The organism is Streptococcus sp. Marseille-Q5855 (assembly GCF_946901985.1).
Classification (GTDB): domain Bacteria; phylum Bacillota; class Bacilli; order Lactobacillales; family Streptococcaceae; genus Streptococcus.
In genome coordinates this window covers 70,243-85,906 of sequence record NZ_CAMPPR010000009.1, presented here as the reverse complement: position 1 = coordinate 85,906, position 15,664 = coordinate 70,243, and the positions used below count along the sequence as shown (strand labels likewise).

Genomic DNA, 15,664 nt, shown 5'->3' with positions numbered 1-15,664 from the left:
CATTCCATTATACCATTTTTAAGACCATTTGACGACCCTAAAAAAATCTCGTTTGGTTTTTGCATAAGAAAAAGAGGTTTCCCCCTTTTCTTATGATTTTTTGCAAAAGATTGCCTTTGTTCCATAGGCAACCAGAACAAGTTCAAGTGCTAGGACCACTTCAACCAAGGCTGGATTTGTCAACCAGCCAACTTGGACTAGAGATGGTGCCAGATCAAAGAAGGCATGTAGGCCATAGGCTGCTAGGAGATAAATCCATTTCTTCTGGCGAATAGCTTGGTAAACCCAAACTGTCAAAAGTAATTGGAAACCTAGCGCCAAGATTCGCTCAAAACCAAGCAAATAAATCTGCCAGATTGATAGCGACTGGATGGTTTTCAACATATTTTCAGACAGTAATTGCATAATCTGTGGATTTTGCGTTTGAACTGCCGAAAGAACGATGTAGAGATTGATCAAACTAGTAAGGCCTAGGAAAATCAACTCCAAGCCACCATGCCCCAAGCCATAGGCCAAGGCATCTGCCTTTTCCAAACTTCTCTTTTTCTCCAACCATTTGAAAAAAATAAGGCGAGCTGTTTCCTCAAAAAATGCTGCCATGGCTAGACCATAAATGATATAGACAAGCGGATGATCCTGCAAGAGGGCAATACTACCGTCTTTTTGAGGATGCAAAACCAAGATATGCACCAGTTTTTCCAAAATCTGTGAAGAGACAAAGAAGGCAACAGCCCCCAAGCCCAAAACAGCTAGATTGATCTGGTATTTCTTTTTGGCATACCAAATGCTCCCAAACAGAAAAGCTAGCAACAGCACCATGGTAATGATAATATGAATGGTCATTTTCTTCTCCTATTCCGCCTTTTCAATATCTTTTTTCATCTCGTCAACATTGAACTTAGCAAACAAGTATTGACGGTCTTGGACTGGGAAACGTTGGTCCAACTGGTCAACTGCTCCTACCTCGATAATGCCTTCCTTGATGACAAAGTCCATAACATGCCCACCGAAGGTCAAGTCATCTGAGATGAAGTGTAGATGATAGCCTGCCACACTGACACCATGAAAAATCTCTGGCGTCCAGAAACCAACGATGGTTCCCGCCACATTATCACAACTATATTCAGGTTGATGGGTTGCGACCTCAGCAAACTTGGTATCTGGTGTTGACTTAGGAATCATACGCACATGCATATGCGAAAATTCCCCCCGAATCTTGATAGAGCGGAAAAGATTTTCCCCATCATAATAAGACTCAATTCGTTCTTCCAACTCCTTGTCCGTCATCTCAAAGCGCTGACGGAAAATGACCTCTGCCTGGTGTGGTACCACTGCTGCGTAAGGAATAAGGGCATCTGGTGACACTTCTACAATTTCTGGTTGTTCTCCTGAGCCTTTGGCCTGATAGGCCTTGCCATCTAAGACAATCAATTCTCCATCAATAGAATCCAAGGTTCCCAAACCAAGGTCACCATGCTCTAGCAATTCTCCTACTGTCATAGTACCACCATAAAGGCCAGCCATCAAGGCTCCAAGGGTATTGTATTGAAATAATTTCACTGGTTCCTGCACGTTCTTATCCATTCACTTTCTTGTCTGTTATACTCAATGAAAATCAAAGACCAAACTAGGAAGCGAGCCGCAGGTTACTCAAAGCACTGCTTTGAGGTTGTAGATATAACTGACGAAGTCAGCTCAAAACACTGTTTTGAGGTTGTGGATAGAACTGACGAAGTCAGTAACCATATCTACGGCAAGGCGAAGCTGACGTGGTTTGAAGAGATTTTCGAAGAGTATTAGTCTATAAATCTTACTCCTAAGTATACCACATTTGCCCCTAGATGTGAACGAGAGAAACACTCTATACATTGCCAAGAAGGAAAAAAAAAGGTACAATGTAACAAAATCAAGGAGGTATGGAATGAAGAAACAAAGCAAGTACCAAGAGGTTGTTTCCTATCTGAAAAACGGTATCGAGTCTGGACGTTTTCCAACGGGAAGTCGCCTGCCTTCTATCCGTCAACTGAGCCTTGACTTTCACTGCAGCAAGGACACCATTCAACGCGCCCTGCTGGAATTACGGCACGAACAATACCTCTATGCCAAGCCCCAGAGTGGTTACTATGTATTAGAACAAGGGCAACATCAAGACCTTGAAATCGAGGTTACCGATGAACATGCCAGCGCCTATGACGATTTCCGACTCTGTATCAATGAAACCTTGATTGGACGGGAAAACTACCTCTTCAACTACTATGACAACCAAGAAGGATTAGAAGACTTAAGACAATCCATTCATAAACTCCTCTTTGAACAAGCCCTCTACTGCAAAGCTGATCAACTGGTACTGACTTCTGGAACCCAACAAGCCCTTTTTATCCTTTCTCAAATATCCTTTCCTAGCCTAGCTAAGGAAATCTTGGTGGAGCAGCCGACCTATCATCGGATGAATCGACTCTTGATTGCTCAGGGTCTGGACTATCAAACGATTGAACGAGGCATTGATGGGATTGACTTGGAGGAACTGGAGCGCCATTTCAAAACAGGAAAAATTAAGTTTTTCTATACCATTCCTCGATTTCACTATCCCCTAGGCCATTCCTACTCAGAGCAGGACAAACGAGCTATTCTTGACTTAGCTGCCAAGTATGGAGTCTATATCGTAGAGGACGACTATCTGGGTGATTTGGACTCCAAGAAGGGCCAGACCTTCCACTATCTGGATACAGAGGAGCGCGTCATTTATATCAAGTCCTTCTCAACCAGCCTCTTTCCAGCCCTGCGGATAACAGCACTCATTCTGCCAAATGCTATCAAAGAAGCCTTTGTGGCCTACAAAAATATCCTAGATTACGACAGCAACCTCATCATGCAAAAGGCCCTGTCACTCTATATCGACAGTCAATTGTTTGAAAAAAATCGGCTAGCTCGCTTGTCCAATCAGGAAGCTTACCAAAAACAACTCGAGGAAAGATTAGCTAACACTCCTTGCCCCCTTCCTCATTTCTCTCTACATGATGGTTTATTGCTTGATCTCAGACAGTACCCTAAAATCGCCAGTCTCAAACACAGTCAACTAGGCTTGGACTTCTTTGAAGAGGCTTACTTGGGTGCCTGTCCTTATCAATTTGCCAAGGTGTCCTTAGACAATCTAAAAAATGTTTTAGACTATTTAAAAGCAGAATTGGAATAACTTCCAACTCTGCTTTTTCTTATTGTTCAACTTCTGTTAGGCTTGCTGCTTTTTCAAGATATTTTTGGTAGGTACCATCATCCTTGAGTTTTTGGATGACCTTGTCCACCACTTCTTTCAAATCAGCACTATTTTTTCTAAGGGCAACTGCATTGGCTTCGCCGTCTTTCATCTTCAAGCTGACAGTTGCGACAGCTAGGTCCGCGTTTTTAGCAGCATAGCTAAGGGCAACAGGCTCATCCATGTGAACAGCATCTACTTTTCCAGCCTGTAATTCATTAACAGCTTCACCCATATTGGTTAGGGAGGTTAATTGCGCTTTTGGCAATTGTTCCTTGACCATAGATTCTGGAACAGTCCCTTTTTGGGCTGCAATATTAGCACTTTCTAGGCTAGTTACATCCTTGTATTTTTCTACATCAGCCTTACGAACCAAGAAACTAATCTTGTTTTCATAGTAAGGGATTGAAAAATCAAAGACTTCTTTTCTCTCATCAGTAGCGCTAATTCCTGCAACCGCTAGGTCAGCCTTCCCAGTTTGAAGACTGGTCAAAACATTGTCAAAACTCATGCTTGAGATTTCCAACTTAACCCCAAGTTCATCAGCGATAGCTTGTGCCATGTCAATATCCGCACCGACAACCTGATTTTTCCCGTCAACTAAGGATTGGAATTCAAAAGGTGCATAGTCAGGACTAGTCGCCACAACTAATTTCCCCTTTTGCTTAATGGCCTCAACAGCTGACTGAGAACCATTAGAACCCGACTGGCAAGCTACTAAGAAGAAACTTGCAAGAAAACTACATAAAACAAATATCCATTTTTTTGATTTCATAAATAAACAACCTCTCTGTTGATTTTGTATAATTATAACGCTATTCAAGCTACTTGTCAAGCACTTTTTTGAATTTTTATCTTAAAAATATTTTTTTCATTCAATAAAAGGAGCTATCTGTTGACTTCAAGCTCCTTTTTATACAGGATGAACCTGTTTTATAGTTCGACAATCTTACCTGTTTCAAAGTAAACAACCCATTCACAGATATTTTTGGCATAGTCTCCAATGCGTTCCAAGAAGGCAATCACTTGGAAATAATCACGACCTGTAACGATGGCATCTGGATTTTTCTTGATTTCTTCTGTAGCCAAATCACGAATGCTATCAAAGTAATGGTTGATTTTTTCGTCCATGGCTGCTACTTCATAGGCCTGATCCACTGAACCATTCAGATAGAGTTCAAGGGCTGCTTCGACGAAGTTCTTGACATCGCGACCCATTCTCTTGATTTCTTCTTCAACAGCTGGGATGCGTTGCTCCCCTTTCATACGAATTGCCGCTTTGGCAATGGAAACGGCATGGTCACCCATACGTTCCAAGTCCGATACAGCCTTCAAGACTGTCAAAACAGTACGCAAGTCCTGAGAAACGGGTTGTTGGAGGGCAATCATTTCAAATGATTTCTTCTCCAATTTCACCTCGTATTCGTTTACTTCTGCATCGTCTTCGATGACTTCTTTGGCCAAATCACGGTCGTGCGTAACAAAGGCACGCACTGTCCGATTGATTTGGGATAGCACTTCTTGTCCCATAGCATAAAACTGGTTGTGCAATTTCTCCAAATCTTCTTCAAATTGAGAACGTAACATCATTTATCTCCTTATCCAAATTTTCCTGAAATATAATCTTCTGTTTCCTTGTGTTGTGGGTTGAGGAACATCTTCTTGGTATCGTTAAACTCGATTAAATCTCCATCAAGGAAAAATCCTGTCTTGTCAGAGATACGAGAGGCTTGTTGCATGGAACGCGTAACCAAGAGCATGGTGTATTTATCTTTTAGGCCATATAAGGTTTCCTCAATCTTACCAGCCGAGATAGGGTCCAAGGCTGAAGTCGGTTCATCCAAGAGAATGATTTTAGGACTGGTTGCCAAGACACGGGCAACGCAGACACGTTGTTGTTGTCCACCTGAAAGCCCGATAGCTGAATCATGCAGGCGGTCCTTGACCTCATCCCAGATAGAAGCTCGTTGCAAGGCTTTTTCTACCGCTTCATCCAGAATCTGCTTATCCTTCACTCCATTGATACGAAGCCCGTAAACAACATTTTCGTAGATAGACATAGGGAAGGGATTTGGTTGTTGGAAAACCATACCGATTTCCTTCCGCAATTCAACTGTATCTGTACGTGGACTGTAAATGTTGTGGCCGTTGTAAACCACCGAACCAGTTGTAGTCACCTCTGGATTGAGATCCCCCATACGGTTGATAGCCTTAAGAAGAGTTGACTTTCCTGATCCAGATGGACCAATCAAGGCTGTAATTTCCTTAGGTTGGAAAGATAGGGAAACACTATTCAAGGCCTTTTTTTGATTGTAGTAAACGGACAGGTCTGACACCTGTAAAATCGCTTCTGTCATACTGTTTCCTTTCTATCCAAAGTGTCCTGTTACGTAGTCATTGGTTGACTGTAGTTTGGCATTTTGGAAAATATTAGACGTCTTATCATACTCAATCAAGTCACCCAAGTAGAAAAATCCTGTGTAATCACTAGCACGCGCAGCCTGTTGCATACTGTGGGTCACGATAATGATGGTAAAGTCCTTCTTTAATTCCAACATGGTTTCTTCCAGCTGGGCTGTCGCAATCGGATCCAAGGCAGACGCTGGCTCATCCATCAAGAGAATATCTGGTTTAACAGAAATAGCACGAGCGATACAAAGACGTTGCTGCTGACCACCTGATAAGGTCAAGGCTGACTTGTGCAAATCGTCTTTGACCTGATCCCAAAGGGCAGCTTGACGGAGAGAAGTTTCCACAATTTCATCCAAGACTTGCTTGTCCTTAACCCCTGCACGTTCATGAGCAAAAGTGATATTGCGGTAGATAGACTTGGCAAAGGGATTTGGGCGTTGGAAGACCATTCCAATGTGCTTGCGCATCTCATAAACGTTGATTTCTGGGCGGTTGACATCAATCCCTTGATAGAGGATTTGACCTGTGACCTTGGCAATATCAATGGTATCATTCATACGGTTGAGACTGCGGAGGTAGGTTGATTTCCCTGAACCAGAAGGGCCAATTAAGGCCGTGATTTTATTTTTTTCAAATTGCATATCGATGCCCTTAATAGATTCATTTTTACCGTAGTAAACATGTAAATCCTTAGTAGAGAGGGCCACTTTCTCTTCAGGAAAGGTGATGATATGCTTTTCATCCCAATTATATTTTGACATGGCTTCTCCTTTAGGCAGCGGTTAATTTCTTGTGTAAGTAGCTTCCGAGTTTACGGGCTCCAAAGTTAAAAATGAGGATAAAGATGAGGAGCACGGCCGCAGAACCTGCTGATACGATAGTTCCATCTGGAATGGTTCCTTCACTATTGACCTTCCAGATGTGGACAGCCAAGGTTTCTGCTTGACGGAAGATAGAGATTGGGCTAGTCACACTGAGAATATTCCAGTTAGACCAGTCAAGGGCTGGAGCGGATTGTCCTGCTGTATAGATAAGAGCCGCAGCCTCACCAAATATACGACCAGAGGCCAAGACGACTCCAGTCACAATACCTGGTAGGGCTTCTGGAATGACCACATGGACCACAGTCTCCCAACGAGAAATCCCAAGGGCCAGACCAGCTTCACGCTGCGTATGGTGAACGTGTTTCAAACTGTCCTCAACATTACGCGTCATCTGAGGCAGGTTAAAGACCGTCAAGGCCAAGGCACCTGAGATTATTGAAAATCCATACTCAAACTGAACTACAAAGATCAAATAACCAAAGAGACCTACAACCACTGATGGCAGTGAAGATAAGATTTCAATACAGGTTCTGACAAAATTGGTCACAGGACCTTTCTTGGCATATTCAGCTAGGAAAATCCCAGCTCCCATAGACAAAGGCACAGAGATAATCAAGGTAATGACCAAAAGGAAGAAGGAATTATAAAGCTGAATTCCAATCCCTCCACCTGCTTGGTAAGAAGATGATTTGCCAGTCAAGAAAGACCAAGAGATGTGAGGCAAACCACGAACCAAGATATAGAGAATCAAGGATGCCAAGATGGCAACGATAATCCCTGCAATCGAGTAGAGGACAGCTGTTGCAATTTTATCTAATTTCTTAGCGTGCATAGTTTTTCTTTCCTCTTTCTTTCGTAATCAATTTAATCACACTGTTGAAGGCCAAACTCATCAAGAGTAAGACTAAGGCCAGTGACCAGAGAACGTTATTGTCAACTGTTCCCATAACGGTATTTCCGATACCCATGGTCAACACAGAGGTCAAGGTCGCAGCAGGTGTTGTCAATGAAGTTGGGACAACTGCTGAGTTTCCGACTACCATCTGAATGGCCAAGGCCTCACCAAAGGCACGCGCCATCCCAAAGACCACTGCTGTGAAAATCCCTGAACGCGCTGCCTTCAAGGTCACGCGCCAGATGGTTTGCCAACGAGTGGCCCCCATAGCCAAACTAGCTTCACGGTAGTGACGAGGCACCGCACGCAAACTATCCGTTGTCATAAAGGTTACCGTCGGTAAAATCATGACAAAGAGAACGAAAATCCCTGACAAAATCCCAAAACCAGTTCCACCAAAGACACTGCGAACAAAAGGAACTACGACCTGCAAACCGATAAATCCATACACAACGGAAGGGATACCGACCAGCAATTCAATGGCTGGTTGCAAGATTCTAGCACCTTTTGGTGAGACTTCGGTCATAAAGACAGCTGCTCCAATGGCAAAAGGAGTTGCGATAAGTGCTGACAGGATTGTGACAATAAAGGAACCCAAAATCATAGGAAGGGCACCAAATTGTTTACCTGAAGGATTCCAAGTTTGACCAAATAGGAAATCAAAGATATTAACTCCATTGACAAAGAAGGTCGACAAGCCTTTTTGGGCTACGAAAATCAAAATCATTGCCACAATGATGACAATCAAAGACAGACAGGCAAAGGTCAAACCTTTTCCTAGTTTCTCTAAACGAGAGTTCTTTGAGGGAGAAAGTAATTTTTTAGCTAATTCTTCTTGATTCATTATTGACTCCCTTCTAGCGCTGTCACCGTTCCGACAGCATCTTTTTCAACCTTCATTTCCTTGACAGAAATATAGCCCATTCCCTTAACGATTCCACTTTGCGCTTCATCTGAGAGGACAAAGTTAAGAAATTCTGCCACCAATTCGTCTGGCTGACCTAAGGTGTACATGTGTTCATAAGACCACAAAGGCCAGTTATTGCTTGTAACATTTTCTGCAATCGGCTCATAGCCGTTCAATTTCATGCGTTTGACAGAGTCATCCACATAGGCAAAGGCTAGGTAAGAAATGGCTCCTGGTGTCTGGGAAACAATGTTTTTGACCATCCCATTTGAATCCTGTTCTTGACTCTGCACGGCAGATTGGCCATCCATGACAACACTATCAAAGGTTGCACGTGAACCAGAACTTGCCGCACGGTTGATAATGGAAATAGCTAGGTCCTTCCCACCGACTTCTTTCCAGTTGGTCACTTGACCTGTGAAGATGCTACGGAGTTGTTCAGTTGTTAGATTTTCAACGTCAACTTCCTTATTTACAATCACTGCCAAGCCTGCTACAGCAACCTTATGGTCCACTAGAGCGGATGCGTTGATACCGTCTTTTTCCTCGGCAAATACGTCTGAATTTCCTACATCAACGGCTCCAGACTGAACCTGAGACAGACCTGTACCAGATCCTCCACCTTGGACGTTGACTGTTTTTCCAACGTGCATAGAGCCAAATTCATCTGCTGCTGCTTCGACCAAGGGCTGAAGAGCCGTTGAGCCAACAGCTGTCATGGATTCTCCACGATCAATCCAGCTAGCACATCCCGCCAAAGAACTTGCTAGCAAGATAGCTGCAAGGGATAGAGCGAGTTTTTTCCGTTTTTTCACTGTTTTTCTCCTTGAAAATAATGGTGAATGCTGTGAATTTTTTCAACTATTTATTTATGTTTTTATTTTTTAAAATTGGGAGCCAACTAAAATTCTTATACTCAATGAAAATCAAAGAGCAAACTAGGAAACTAGCCGCAGGCTGTACTTGAGTACGGCAAGGCGACGTTGACGCGGTTTGAATTTGATTTTCGAAGAGTATTAGCTTGGTTTAACTAGAAATTTGCTTAGTTACCTTTCCCACCAATTTTGACTTAAAATGAAAGACAATTTGAAAAAAATCCATACTTCCACTATAACATAGACAAGCTACTTTGACTAGCATTTTCACTTGAATCTAAGGCCTTTTGGAAAATAATTTTTCAAAACATTTCCAGTCACCTTAGCAAAGCCCAACCCATTGCCTTGAACCAAAACTTGATACCAACCATTTGGCAGACTTTCTGCCAGCTGAACAGTTTCTCCAGCCACATACTTTACAAACTCTTCTTGGTCAATTTCAACCGACTGCTTGACCTGACTCGGTTTCAAGGCTAGACCAAGAGCAAAACTAGGCTCAAAGCGTTTCTTCTTAAAGGTCCCTAGATGCAGTCCATTGCGAGCAATCTTGAGTTTCCCTAAATCTGGCAAAAGTTCTGGCAGGAGATAGAGTTGGTCACCAAAAGTCTGCAAGATTCCCCTTAGATTGACCTTCAAATGTTTTTGGGCAAATTCCTGCCACAAGGCAACTTGCTCACGGCTGAGGTTGCTCTTACTTGCCTTACATTTAGGGGCTGTATTTTCACCTTTAAACTGTAGATGAGCTACAAACTGCCCCTCTCCCTTAAACTGATGAGGATACATCCTAGCCGTTTCTGGCAGGTCAATACCAGCTACCATTCCATTGATATGCTCTACTGGCAACAAGTCAAAATCATACTCTTCCAGCAACCAATTGACAATCTCTTCGTTTTCCTCAGGTGCCCAGGTACAGGTTGAATAAACCAAACGACCACCTTCAGCTAACATGTTCACCGCATCCTCCAGAATTTCTCTTTGCAAGCTAGCACATTGACTCGGATAATCGAGACTCCAATAGTCCATAGCATCTGGTTGCTTACGGAACATCCCTTCCCCTGAGCAAGGGGCATCTAGGACAATGAGGTCAAAATAGCCTTTAAAGACCTTGGACAAACGGTCAGCAGATTCATTGGTCACCACGACATTTGTCGCTCCAAAGCGCTCCATGTTTTCTACTAAAATCTTAGCCCGTTTGCTTGAAATTTCATTGGAAACAAGGAGCCCCTCCCCTGCTAGATAGGCTGCTAATTGAGTGGATTTACCTCCCGGTGCAGCAGCCAAGTCCAAAACCTTCATACCAGGACTGGGCTGGGCTACCTGAGCAACCATCTGAGCAGCGGGTTCTTGAGAATAAACCAAACCAGTAGCATGCTCAGGCGATTTCCCTGAAACCTTCCCATAATGTCCCCAAGGGGTTTGAGGAATGGCATCAGAAAAGGAAAGTTGCTCTTCTTTTAAGGGATTGACCCGAAAGGCCGAAACCGCTTCCTCCTCAAAAGAGGCAAGAAAATCTCTTGCCTCATCTCCTAGTATCTCTTCATATTTTTCAACAAATCCTTCTGGAAATTGCATTTAAGTTCTTTTCCTTTCGTAAATATAGGACTGAATTTCCTCCTGCATCTCAAGAGGCACCATCATGACCGCCTGTCTGGTTTGAAAATCAGGAGCTTCACCAGAAAGAGTCACAACCTCATAGCCCAGACTTTCCCCTAAAATACTAGCCGCAGCATAATCCCATGGTTGCAGATAGGTGACATAGGTCAACAAACGCCCTGATAAAATCTTGGCAAAACTAATGGCCGCACTCCCATAGACACGAACACCGAGGACCGCTCGACTCAAATCAGCCAGCCCCCATTCGTTGGTTTCCAGCATGCCACTATTTCCCGCAATGAGAAAATCTCCAAGGGGTTTGGCTTTAAAGGGAGCTAGGGGCCTATCATTTAGACAAACTGGAAATTCCCCACCACCGTGGTAACAATCCCCTTTGACCACATCATAAATCAGACCAAACTGTCCCTGACCATTTTCAAAATAAGCCATCATAACAGCAAAATCTTCCTGCTGGGCTACAAAATTATTGGTACCATCAATCGGATCAATAACCCAAACCTTGCCCTCTTGAACCGAAGCACGCAAACAGCCCTCTTCAGCACAAATCTTATCCTCAGGATAACGGGACAAAATCTCACTAACCAAGAGTTCCTGAACTTCCTTGTCCAGTCTAGTCACCAAGTCTGTCGGAGAGGACTTGGTCTCAACACACAAGTCTTCCTGCATATGGTCAAGGATGTACTGGCCTGCTTTCTTAACAAGCTCTTTGGCAAATTCAAATTTACTTTCCAAGAGAAATCTTTCCTTCCCCTTTTTCCTTAGCCACCTGAACCGCTCGGTAAAGCGAATAGCCACTGACCGTTTCAAATTCTCGTCCCAAACGCTTCTCTTCACTCTTGCTTGGCACGACCTCCTTGAACCCCTTATAGGAGTCCAGTAACTTTTGAGCCTCTACCTTGCCTTCATAGGCAGCTTCAACATCATTAAAAAAAGAAAGCACTGAAGCAAGTTCTTCAGTGCTCCACGACAAATCTAGTGGGTAACTATACTGTTTGTTCATTAACTAATACCAGCTCTCATTCTTGCTTCTTTTAGTTCTTGCTTACGGTAACTACGAGGGAGAAAAGCACGAATCTCATCTTCATTAAAACCGATCTGCATGCGTTTGGCATCGATAATAATTGGGCGACGCAAAAGACTAGGATACTGCTCAATCAAATGAAGCAATTCCGATACTGAAATACTCTCTACATCAATATTCAATTTTTGAAAAATTTTTGAACGAGTTGAAATGATGTCATCAGTACCATTTTCGGTCAAGGAAAGGATATGTTGCAATTCTTTTCTTGTTAAAGGACTGGTCATAATATTGTGTTCCACAAAAGGTACCTTATGTTTCTCTAACCAGGCCTTAGCCTTACGACATGATGTACAGCTCGGTGATAGAAATAGTGTAATCATGCTTTTCTCTTCTTATCTATACTTTGCTACTTCTATTATACAAAAAAATAAAGCGCTTGACTAGGGATTTTTAGAAAAAAAGCCTATTTTTCAAGAAAAATAGACTGTTCGCGAACGATGGACACAATTGGATTTGCTTAATTCACTCTTAACGATGGTTTCAAATGATATGCAATTTTATATATACAAATTAAAAACATCTTTCACTTCCTACAACTTTTCAGATAAAGATAGGCAAAGAAGGTCTCATAGAGGGCGAAAAAGAGGAGGAAGGCATGAAGGAAGAAGGTCTCTGGCAAAATCAGAATCACTGGATCCTTGGCTGGGTCAAAAAGCCAGGTATCATCTCCCACAAAGAGAATTTGATGGAAAAGGGTAAAGAATTGGTCAAAACCAATCAACACTCCCCCAAGCCCAATCAGTAAAGGCAAAACCACTAGAGCCAAAAGCCCTTTACTAAATAGAGACAAGAAGCCCTTTTTCACAATCCCTTTGACAAAGACGTAAAAACTTGGCAGTGTCACTAGAGCTACTAGCTGAACCAGGTGAAAGAGGTTCTTGACCACTGCAAAATGGTGTAGCCCAGCAGATGACGAACGAAAATCTGGCATCTCTAGGACCTGACTAAATGGATTGGTCAGATAATTCATCAAAATATGAAAATTGTATTGAATGGTTTCTGGTTTTAGATAAACCCGATTTGTTAAATTCAACCACTCAATCTCCATAGGATAGAAAATCCAAGCCAAATAAATGGTCAGAAGGATAGAAAGAGAGAGGAGAAAGAGCATAGAGCCCCAAAAGATCAGTTTAGTTTTCATCAAAATCCCACTCCGCAAGGCTAGAAACCACATGAGTCGGTGCAATTGGCAGGTCTGCTACTTCTTCTGCCTTGGTAAAACCTGTCGTCACCAAGAGCGTTGGAATGCCATTGTCAATCCCTGCTCGGATATCTGTCAGATAGTTGTCCCCGACCATGATTAACTCTTTACGTTCCAAGCCTAAGTGCTCAACCGCCTTGTCCATAATGATGGCATTTGGTTTACCAATATAAATAGGCTTCACTCGTGTTGCTACTTCAAGCAGCGTAATCAGTGAACCAGCACCTGGCAAAAGACCGCGTTCTGTCGGAATGTTGAGGTCAGGATTGGTTCCGATAAAGTGAGCACCCTTTTGAATCGCAAGAGTTGCTGTCGCAAATTTTTCATAATCAACTTGCCAGTCCAGGCCTACTACCACATAGGCAGGATTTTCCTTGTCTTCCACATAACCAGCCGCCTTGATGGCTTCCTTGAGACCTGCTTCTCCGATGACATAGACAGTCTTTTCCAGTCCCAAGTCGTTCATATAGTCGATAGTCGCCAAAGTTGCTGTGTAGACAGTCGATAGGGGCGTATCTATATTAAAATTCTGAGCCAACATCTCTTGAACACTCTCTGGAGTGCGGGTTGTATTGTTGGTCACAAAGAGATAGGGGAGGTCCCGCTTTTGCAATTCATGAACAAAAGCCTCTCCTGCTGGGATTCGATCTTTCCCCTTATAAATCGTTCCGTCTAGATCAATTAAATAGCCTTTATATTTCATCTATTTCCCCCTAATCCTTCTTCATTTCTTGCCAAGTAATAATAGCCTGTGCATTGGTAACACCGTCGCTTGTAATCTCATGCTTGCTTTCCAGTCCAGTCCGTTCAACAGCCGATGTAATCACCCCACCTGGTCGAACTTCCTTGACATACTTGAGGTTGATTTTCTTGGGAATATATTGGGTCAAAAATTCAGCTCCCATAACTTCAAAAATCCAGTCCAGGTATTTACTGTTATTAACATGACCATTCATATCCAAGTCGTAAAAACGAACATTGTAATCCTTGCTGATAGGCTCTTCTAGATTTGCATACTTTGGTCCACGGATAAGCTTTTTATCAAACTCAGACTGGTAAGGAGCCAAAATCTCAGGTTCAACAGCATGAACTTTTCGACTGTCTCGGTCCATGAGAACAAAGGTCGCCATCATGTGAATGAGCTCCTGCCCCGCTTCATCATAAATGGTAAAGCGACGGTAGCAAAAAAGTCGATTGTAGCTCAAAGCTTCTGTTTCGATGGTAATTTCTTCTCCAAAACGAGGTAAACGAATCACTTCAATATCATAGCCTGAGATGATCCAGACTAAATTATAGTTTTCTAAAATAGTCTTATCACCGACTCCTAGTTCAATAGACTGCATCCCTGAAACTTGTAGGGATAGCAAAACCACATCTGGAAGTTTAATATGACCGTTCATATCAGCCATATCAAAAGGAATTTTCATTTTCATTTGATAAGTTAAGCCCATGATCCTACTCCAAAATAAATCGTTCTGCTACGGTGTCTCCTAAAAAGAGACCTCTCTTTGTCATGCGAACTCGGTCACCCTCTATTTGCATGAGACCTTTTTGAACCAAGTCTCTGACGATTTCGCCATATAGTCCATCAAAAGACCGGCCAAATTTTTCCTCAAATCGCGCCATCGAGACCCCTGATTTCTTGCGGAGTCCCAAGAACATTTCTTCTTCCATTTGCTCTTTTTGACTCAGGTTCTCTTCTGTGATGCGAACATTGCCTTCCTCAACTGCACTCAGATAATGACGAATCGGACCATGATTCTTATAGCGCACTCCATTAACATAACCAGATGCCCCAGCACCGATGCCATAGTATTCAGCATTGTCCCAGTACATGAGATTGTGACGACTTTCAAAACCAGGCTTTGAGAAATTGGAAATCTCATAATGCTCAAAGCCCGCTCTCTCCAGCTCAGTGATGATGTACTCAAACATCTCTGCTTCCAGTTCCTCCTTAGGCAGAGGCAATTTCCCTCGTCGCATCCGGTTCATAAAGACCGTATGATTTTCCAAAATCAAGCTATACAGACTCATATGGGGAATATCAAGTCCAATGGCCTTAGCCACATTTTCCTTGACCTGCTCCATGGTCTGACCAGGCAGTGCATAAATCAAATCAATAGAGATATTGTCAAAACCAGCCAGTTTTAGACGGTCGATATTTTCATAAATATCCTTCTCCAAATGACTGCGCCCAATCTTTTTCAACATTTTGTTATCAAAAGTTTGCACACCTAGTGAAACACGATTGACAGCTGAGTTTTTCAAAACCGCTATCTTATCTGCATCCAAGTCTCCTGGATTGGCTTCAATGGTCAACTCCTCCAAGACAGACAAGTCCAAGTTTTCAGTCAATCCCTTCAGCAATACCTCCAGTTGCGGAGCCGATAAGGCTGTCGGTGTCCCACCACCGATGTAAAGGGTTCGTAACTTTTGAATGTCATAAGAACGAAACTCTTCCAGCAGATGCTCCAAATAGCTATCTACCGGCTGATTTTTGATGAAAACCTTTGAGAAGTCACAATAATAACAAATCTGGGTACAAAATGGGATGTGCACATAGGCTGACGTTGGTTTTTTCTGCATAGTAATTATTATACCA

The 15,664-nt window shown here is 42.8% G+C and carries 19 protein-coding genes; 2 read left to right on the top strand and 17 right to left on the bottom strand.

What is annotated here, in order from left to right; translation table 11 throughout:
- Positions 1 to 90 precede the first annotated feature (90 nt).
- A complete protein-coding gene (locus OC529_RS10825; RefSeq protein ID WP_173282645.1) occupies positions 91 to 843 on the bottom strand; it encodes a YhfC family intramembrane metalloprotease in 753 nt (250 codons plus the stop codon).
- A gap of 9 nt (positions 844 to 852) precedes the next feature.
- A complete protein-coding gene (gene budA / locus OC529_RS10820; protein WP_173282644.1) occupies positions 853 to 1,584 on the bottom strand; it encodes an acetolactate decarboxylase in 732 nt (243 codons plus the stop codon).
- A 24-nt stretch (positions 1,585 to 1,608) separates the two neighbouring features.
- Between budA and OC529_RS10815 the strand changes: the two genes are divergently transcribed.
- Entirely contained in the window at positions 1,609 to 1,800 is a 192-nt protein-coding gene (locus OC529_RS10815; RefSeq protein ID WP_262082163.1) for a hypothetical protein, read from the top strand.
- A 121-nt stretch (positions 1,801 to 1,921) separates the two neighbouring features.
- Positions 1,922 to 3,193 carry a PLP-dependent aminotransferase family protein gene (locus OC529_RS10810; protein WP_262082162.1) on the top strand — a complete coding sequence of 424 codons (1,272 nt, stop codon included), beginning with the start codon at positions 1,922 to 1,924 and terminating at the stop codon, positions 3,191 to 3,193.
- A gap of 19 nt (positions 3,194 to 3,212) precedes the next feature.
- Here the strand turns inward: OC529_RS10810 and OC529_RS10805 are convergent, their stop codons facing one another.
- The 15 genes from OC529_RS10805 to hemW form a co-directional block, all read right to left on the bottom strand.
- A complete protein-coding gene (locus OC529_RS10805) occupies positions 3,213 to 4,028 on the bottom strand; it encodes an ABC transporter substrate-binding protein (protein ID WP_262082161.1) in 816 nt (271 codons plus the stop codon).
- A 158-nt stretch (positions 4,029 to 4,186) separates the two neighbouring features.
- Positions 4,187 to 4,840 (bottom strand): phosphate signaling complex protein PhoU, encoded by a 654-nt coding sequence (phoU, locus tag OC529_RS10800; protein WP_000946458.1) that lies wholly within the window; start codon positions 4,838 to 4,840, stop codon positions 4,187 to 4,189.
- An 11-nt stretch (positions 4,841 to 4,851) separates the two neighbouring features.
- Entirely contained in the window at positions 4,852 to 5,610 is a 759-nt protein-coding gene (gene pstB, locus OC529_RS10795) for a phosphate ABC transporter ATP-binding protein PstB (protein ID WP_000133482.1), read from the bottom strand.
- A 12-nt stretch (positions 5,611 to 5,622) separates the two neighbouring features.
- Positions 5,623 to 6,426, bottom strand: coding sequence for a phosphate ABC transporter ATP-binding protein PstB (gene pstB / locus OC529_RS10790; protein ID WP_000049848.1), 804 nt, complete (start codon positions 6,424 to 6,426; stop codon positions 5,623 to 5,625).
- 10 nt (positions 6,427 to 6,436) lie between these two features.
- Entirely contained in the window at positions 6,437 to 7,321 is an 885-nt protein-coding gene (gene pstA, locus OC529_RS10785; protein ID WP_000543046.1) for a phosphate ABC transporter permease PstA, read from the bottom strand.
- Positions 7,311 to 8,228 (bottom strand): phosphate ABC transporter permease subunit PstC, encoded by a 918-nt coding sequence (gene pstC / locus OC529_RS10780; protein ID WP_001070903.1) that lies wholly within the window; start codon positions 8,226 to 8,228, stop codon positions 7,311 to 7,313. Before pstC ends, pstA begins: the two co-directional genes overlap by 11 nt.
- Entirely contained in the window at positions 8,228 to 9,106 is an 879-nt protein-coding gene (locus OC529_RS10775) for a phosphate ABC transporter substrate-binding protein PstS family protein (protein ID WP_262082160.1), read from the bottom strand. The genes pstC and OC529_RS10775 overlap by 1 nt, the downstream gene beginning before the upstream one ends.
- A 327-nt stretch (positions 9,107 to 9,433) precedes the next feature.
- Complete coding sequence (locus OC529_RS10770) at positions 9,434 to 10,738, bottom strand: RsmF rRNA methyltransferase first C-terminal domain-containing protein (RefSeq protein WP_262082159.1); 1,305 nt, start codon at positions 10,736 to 10,738, stop codon at positions 9,434 to 9,436.
- A complete protein-coding gene (locus tag OC529_RS10765) occupies positions 10,739 to 11,512 on the bottom strand; it encodes an inositol monophosphatase family protein (RefSeq protein ID WP_262082158.1) in 774 nt (257 codons plus the stop codon).
- Positions 11,502 to 11,780, bottom strand: coding sequence for a UPF0223 family protein (locus OC529_RS10760; RefSeq protein ID WP_262082157.1), 279 nt, complete (start codon positions 11,778 to 11,780; stop codon positions 11,502 to 11,504). The genes OC529_RS10765 and OC529_RS10760 overlap by 11 nt, the downstream gene beginning before the upstream one ends.
- The gene (locus OC529_RS10755; RefSeq protein WP_000631259.1) at positions 11,780 to 12,181 is read right to left on the bottom strand and encodes a Spx/MgsR family RNA polymerase-binding regulatory protein; all 402 of its coding nucleotides are present in this window, start codon (positions 12,179 to 12,181) and stop codon (positions 11,780 to 11,782) included. The genes OC529_RS10760 and OC529_RS10755 overlap by 1 nt, the downstream gene beginning before the upstream one ends.
- Positions 12,182 to 12,384: 203 nt before the next feature.
- Entirely contained in the window at positions 12,385 to 13,002 is a 618-nt protein-coding gene (locus tag OC529_RS10750; RefSeq protein WP_262082156.1) for a TIGR01906 family membrane protein, read from the bottom strand.
- The gene (locus OC529_RS10745) at positions 12,992 to 13,765 is read right to left on the bottom strand and encodes a TIGR01457 family HAD-type hydrolase (protein ID WP_262082155.1); all 774 of its coding nucleotides are present in this window, start codon (positions 13,763 to 13,765) and stop codon (positions 12,992 to 12,994) included. Before OC529_RS10745 ends, OC529_RS10750 begins: the two co-directional genes overlap by 11 nt.
- A gap of 10 nt (positions 13,766 to 13,775) precedes the next feature.
- Positions 13,776 to 14,513, bottom strand: coding sequence for an acyl-[acyl-carrier-protein] thioesterase (locus tag OC529_RS10740; protein ID WP_262082154.1), 738 nt, complete (start codon positions 14,511 to 14,513; stop codon positions 13,776 to 13,778).
- A 4-nt stretch (positions 14,514 to 14,517) separates the two neighbouring features.
- Positions 14,518 to 15,648 (bottom strand): radical SAM family heme chaperone HemW, encoded by a 1,131-nt coding sequence (gene hemW / locus OC529_RS10735; protein ID WP_262082153.1) that lies wholly within the window; start codon positions 15,646 to 15,648, stop codon positions 14,518 to 14,520.
- Between the last annotated feature and the right edge of the window lie 16 nt (positions 15,649 to 15,664).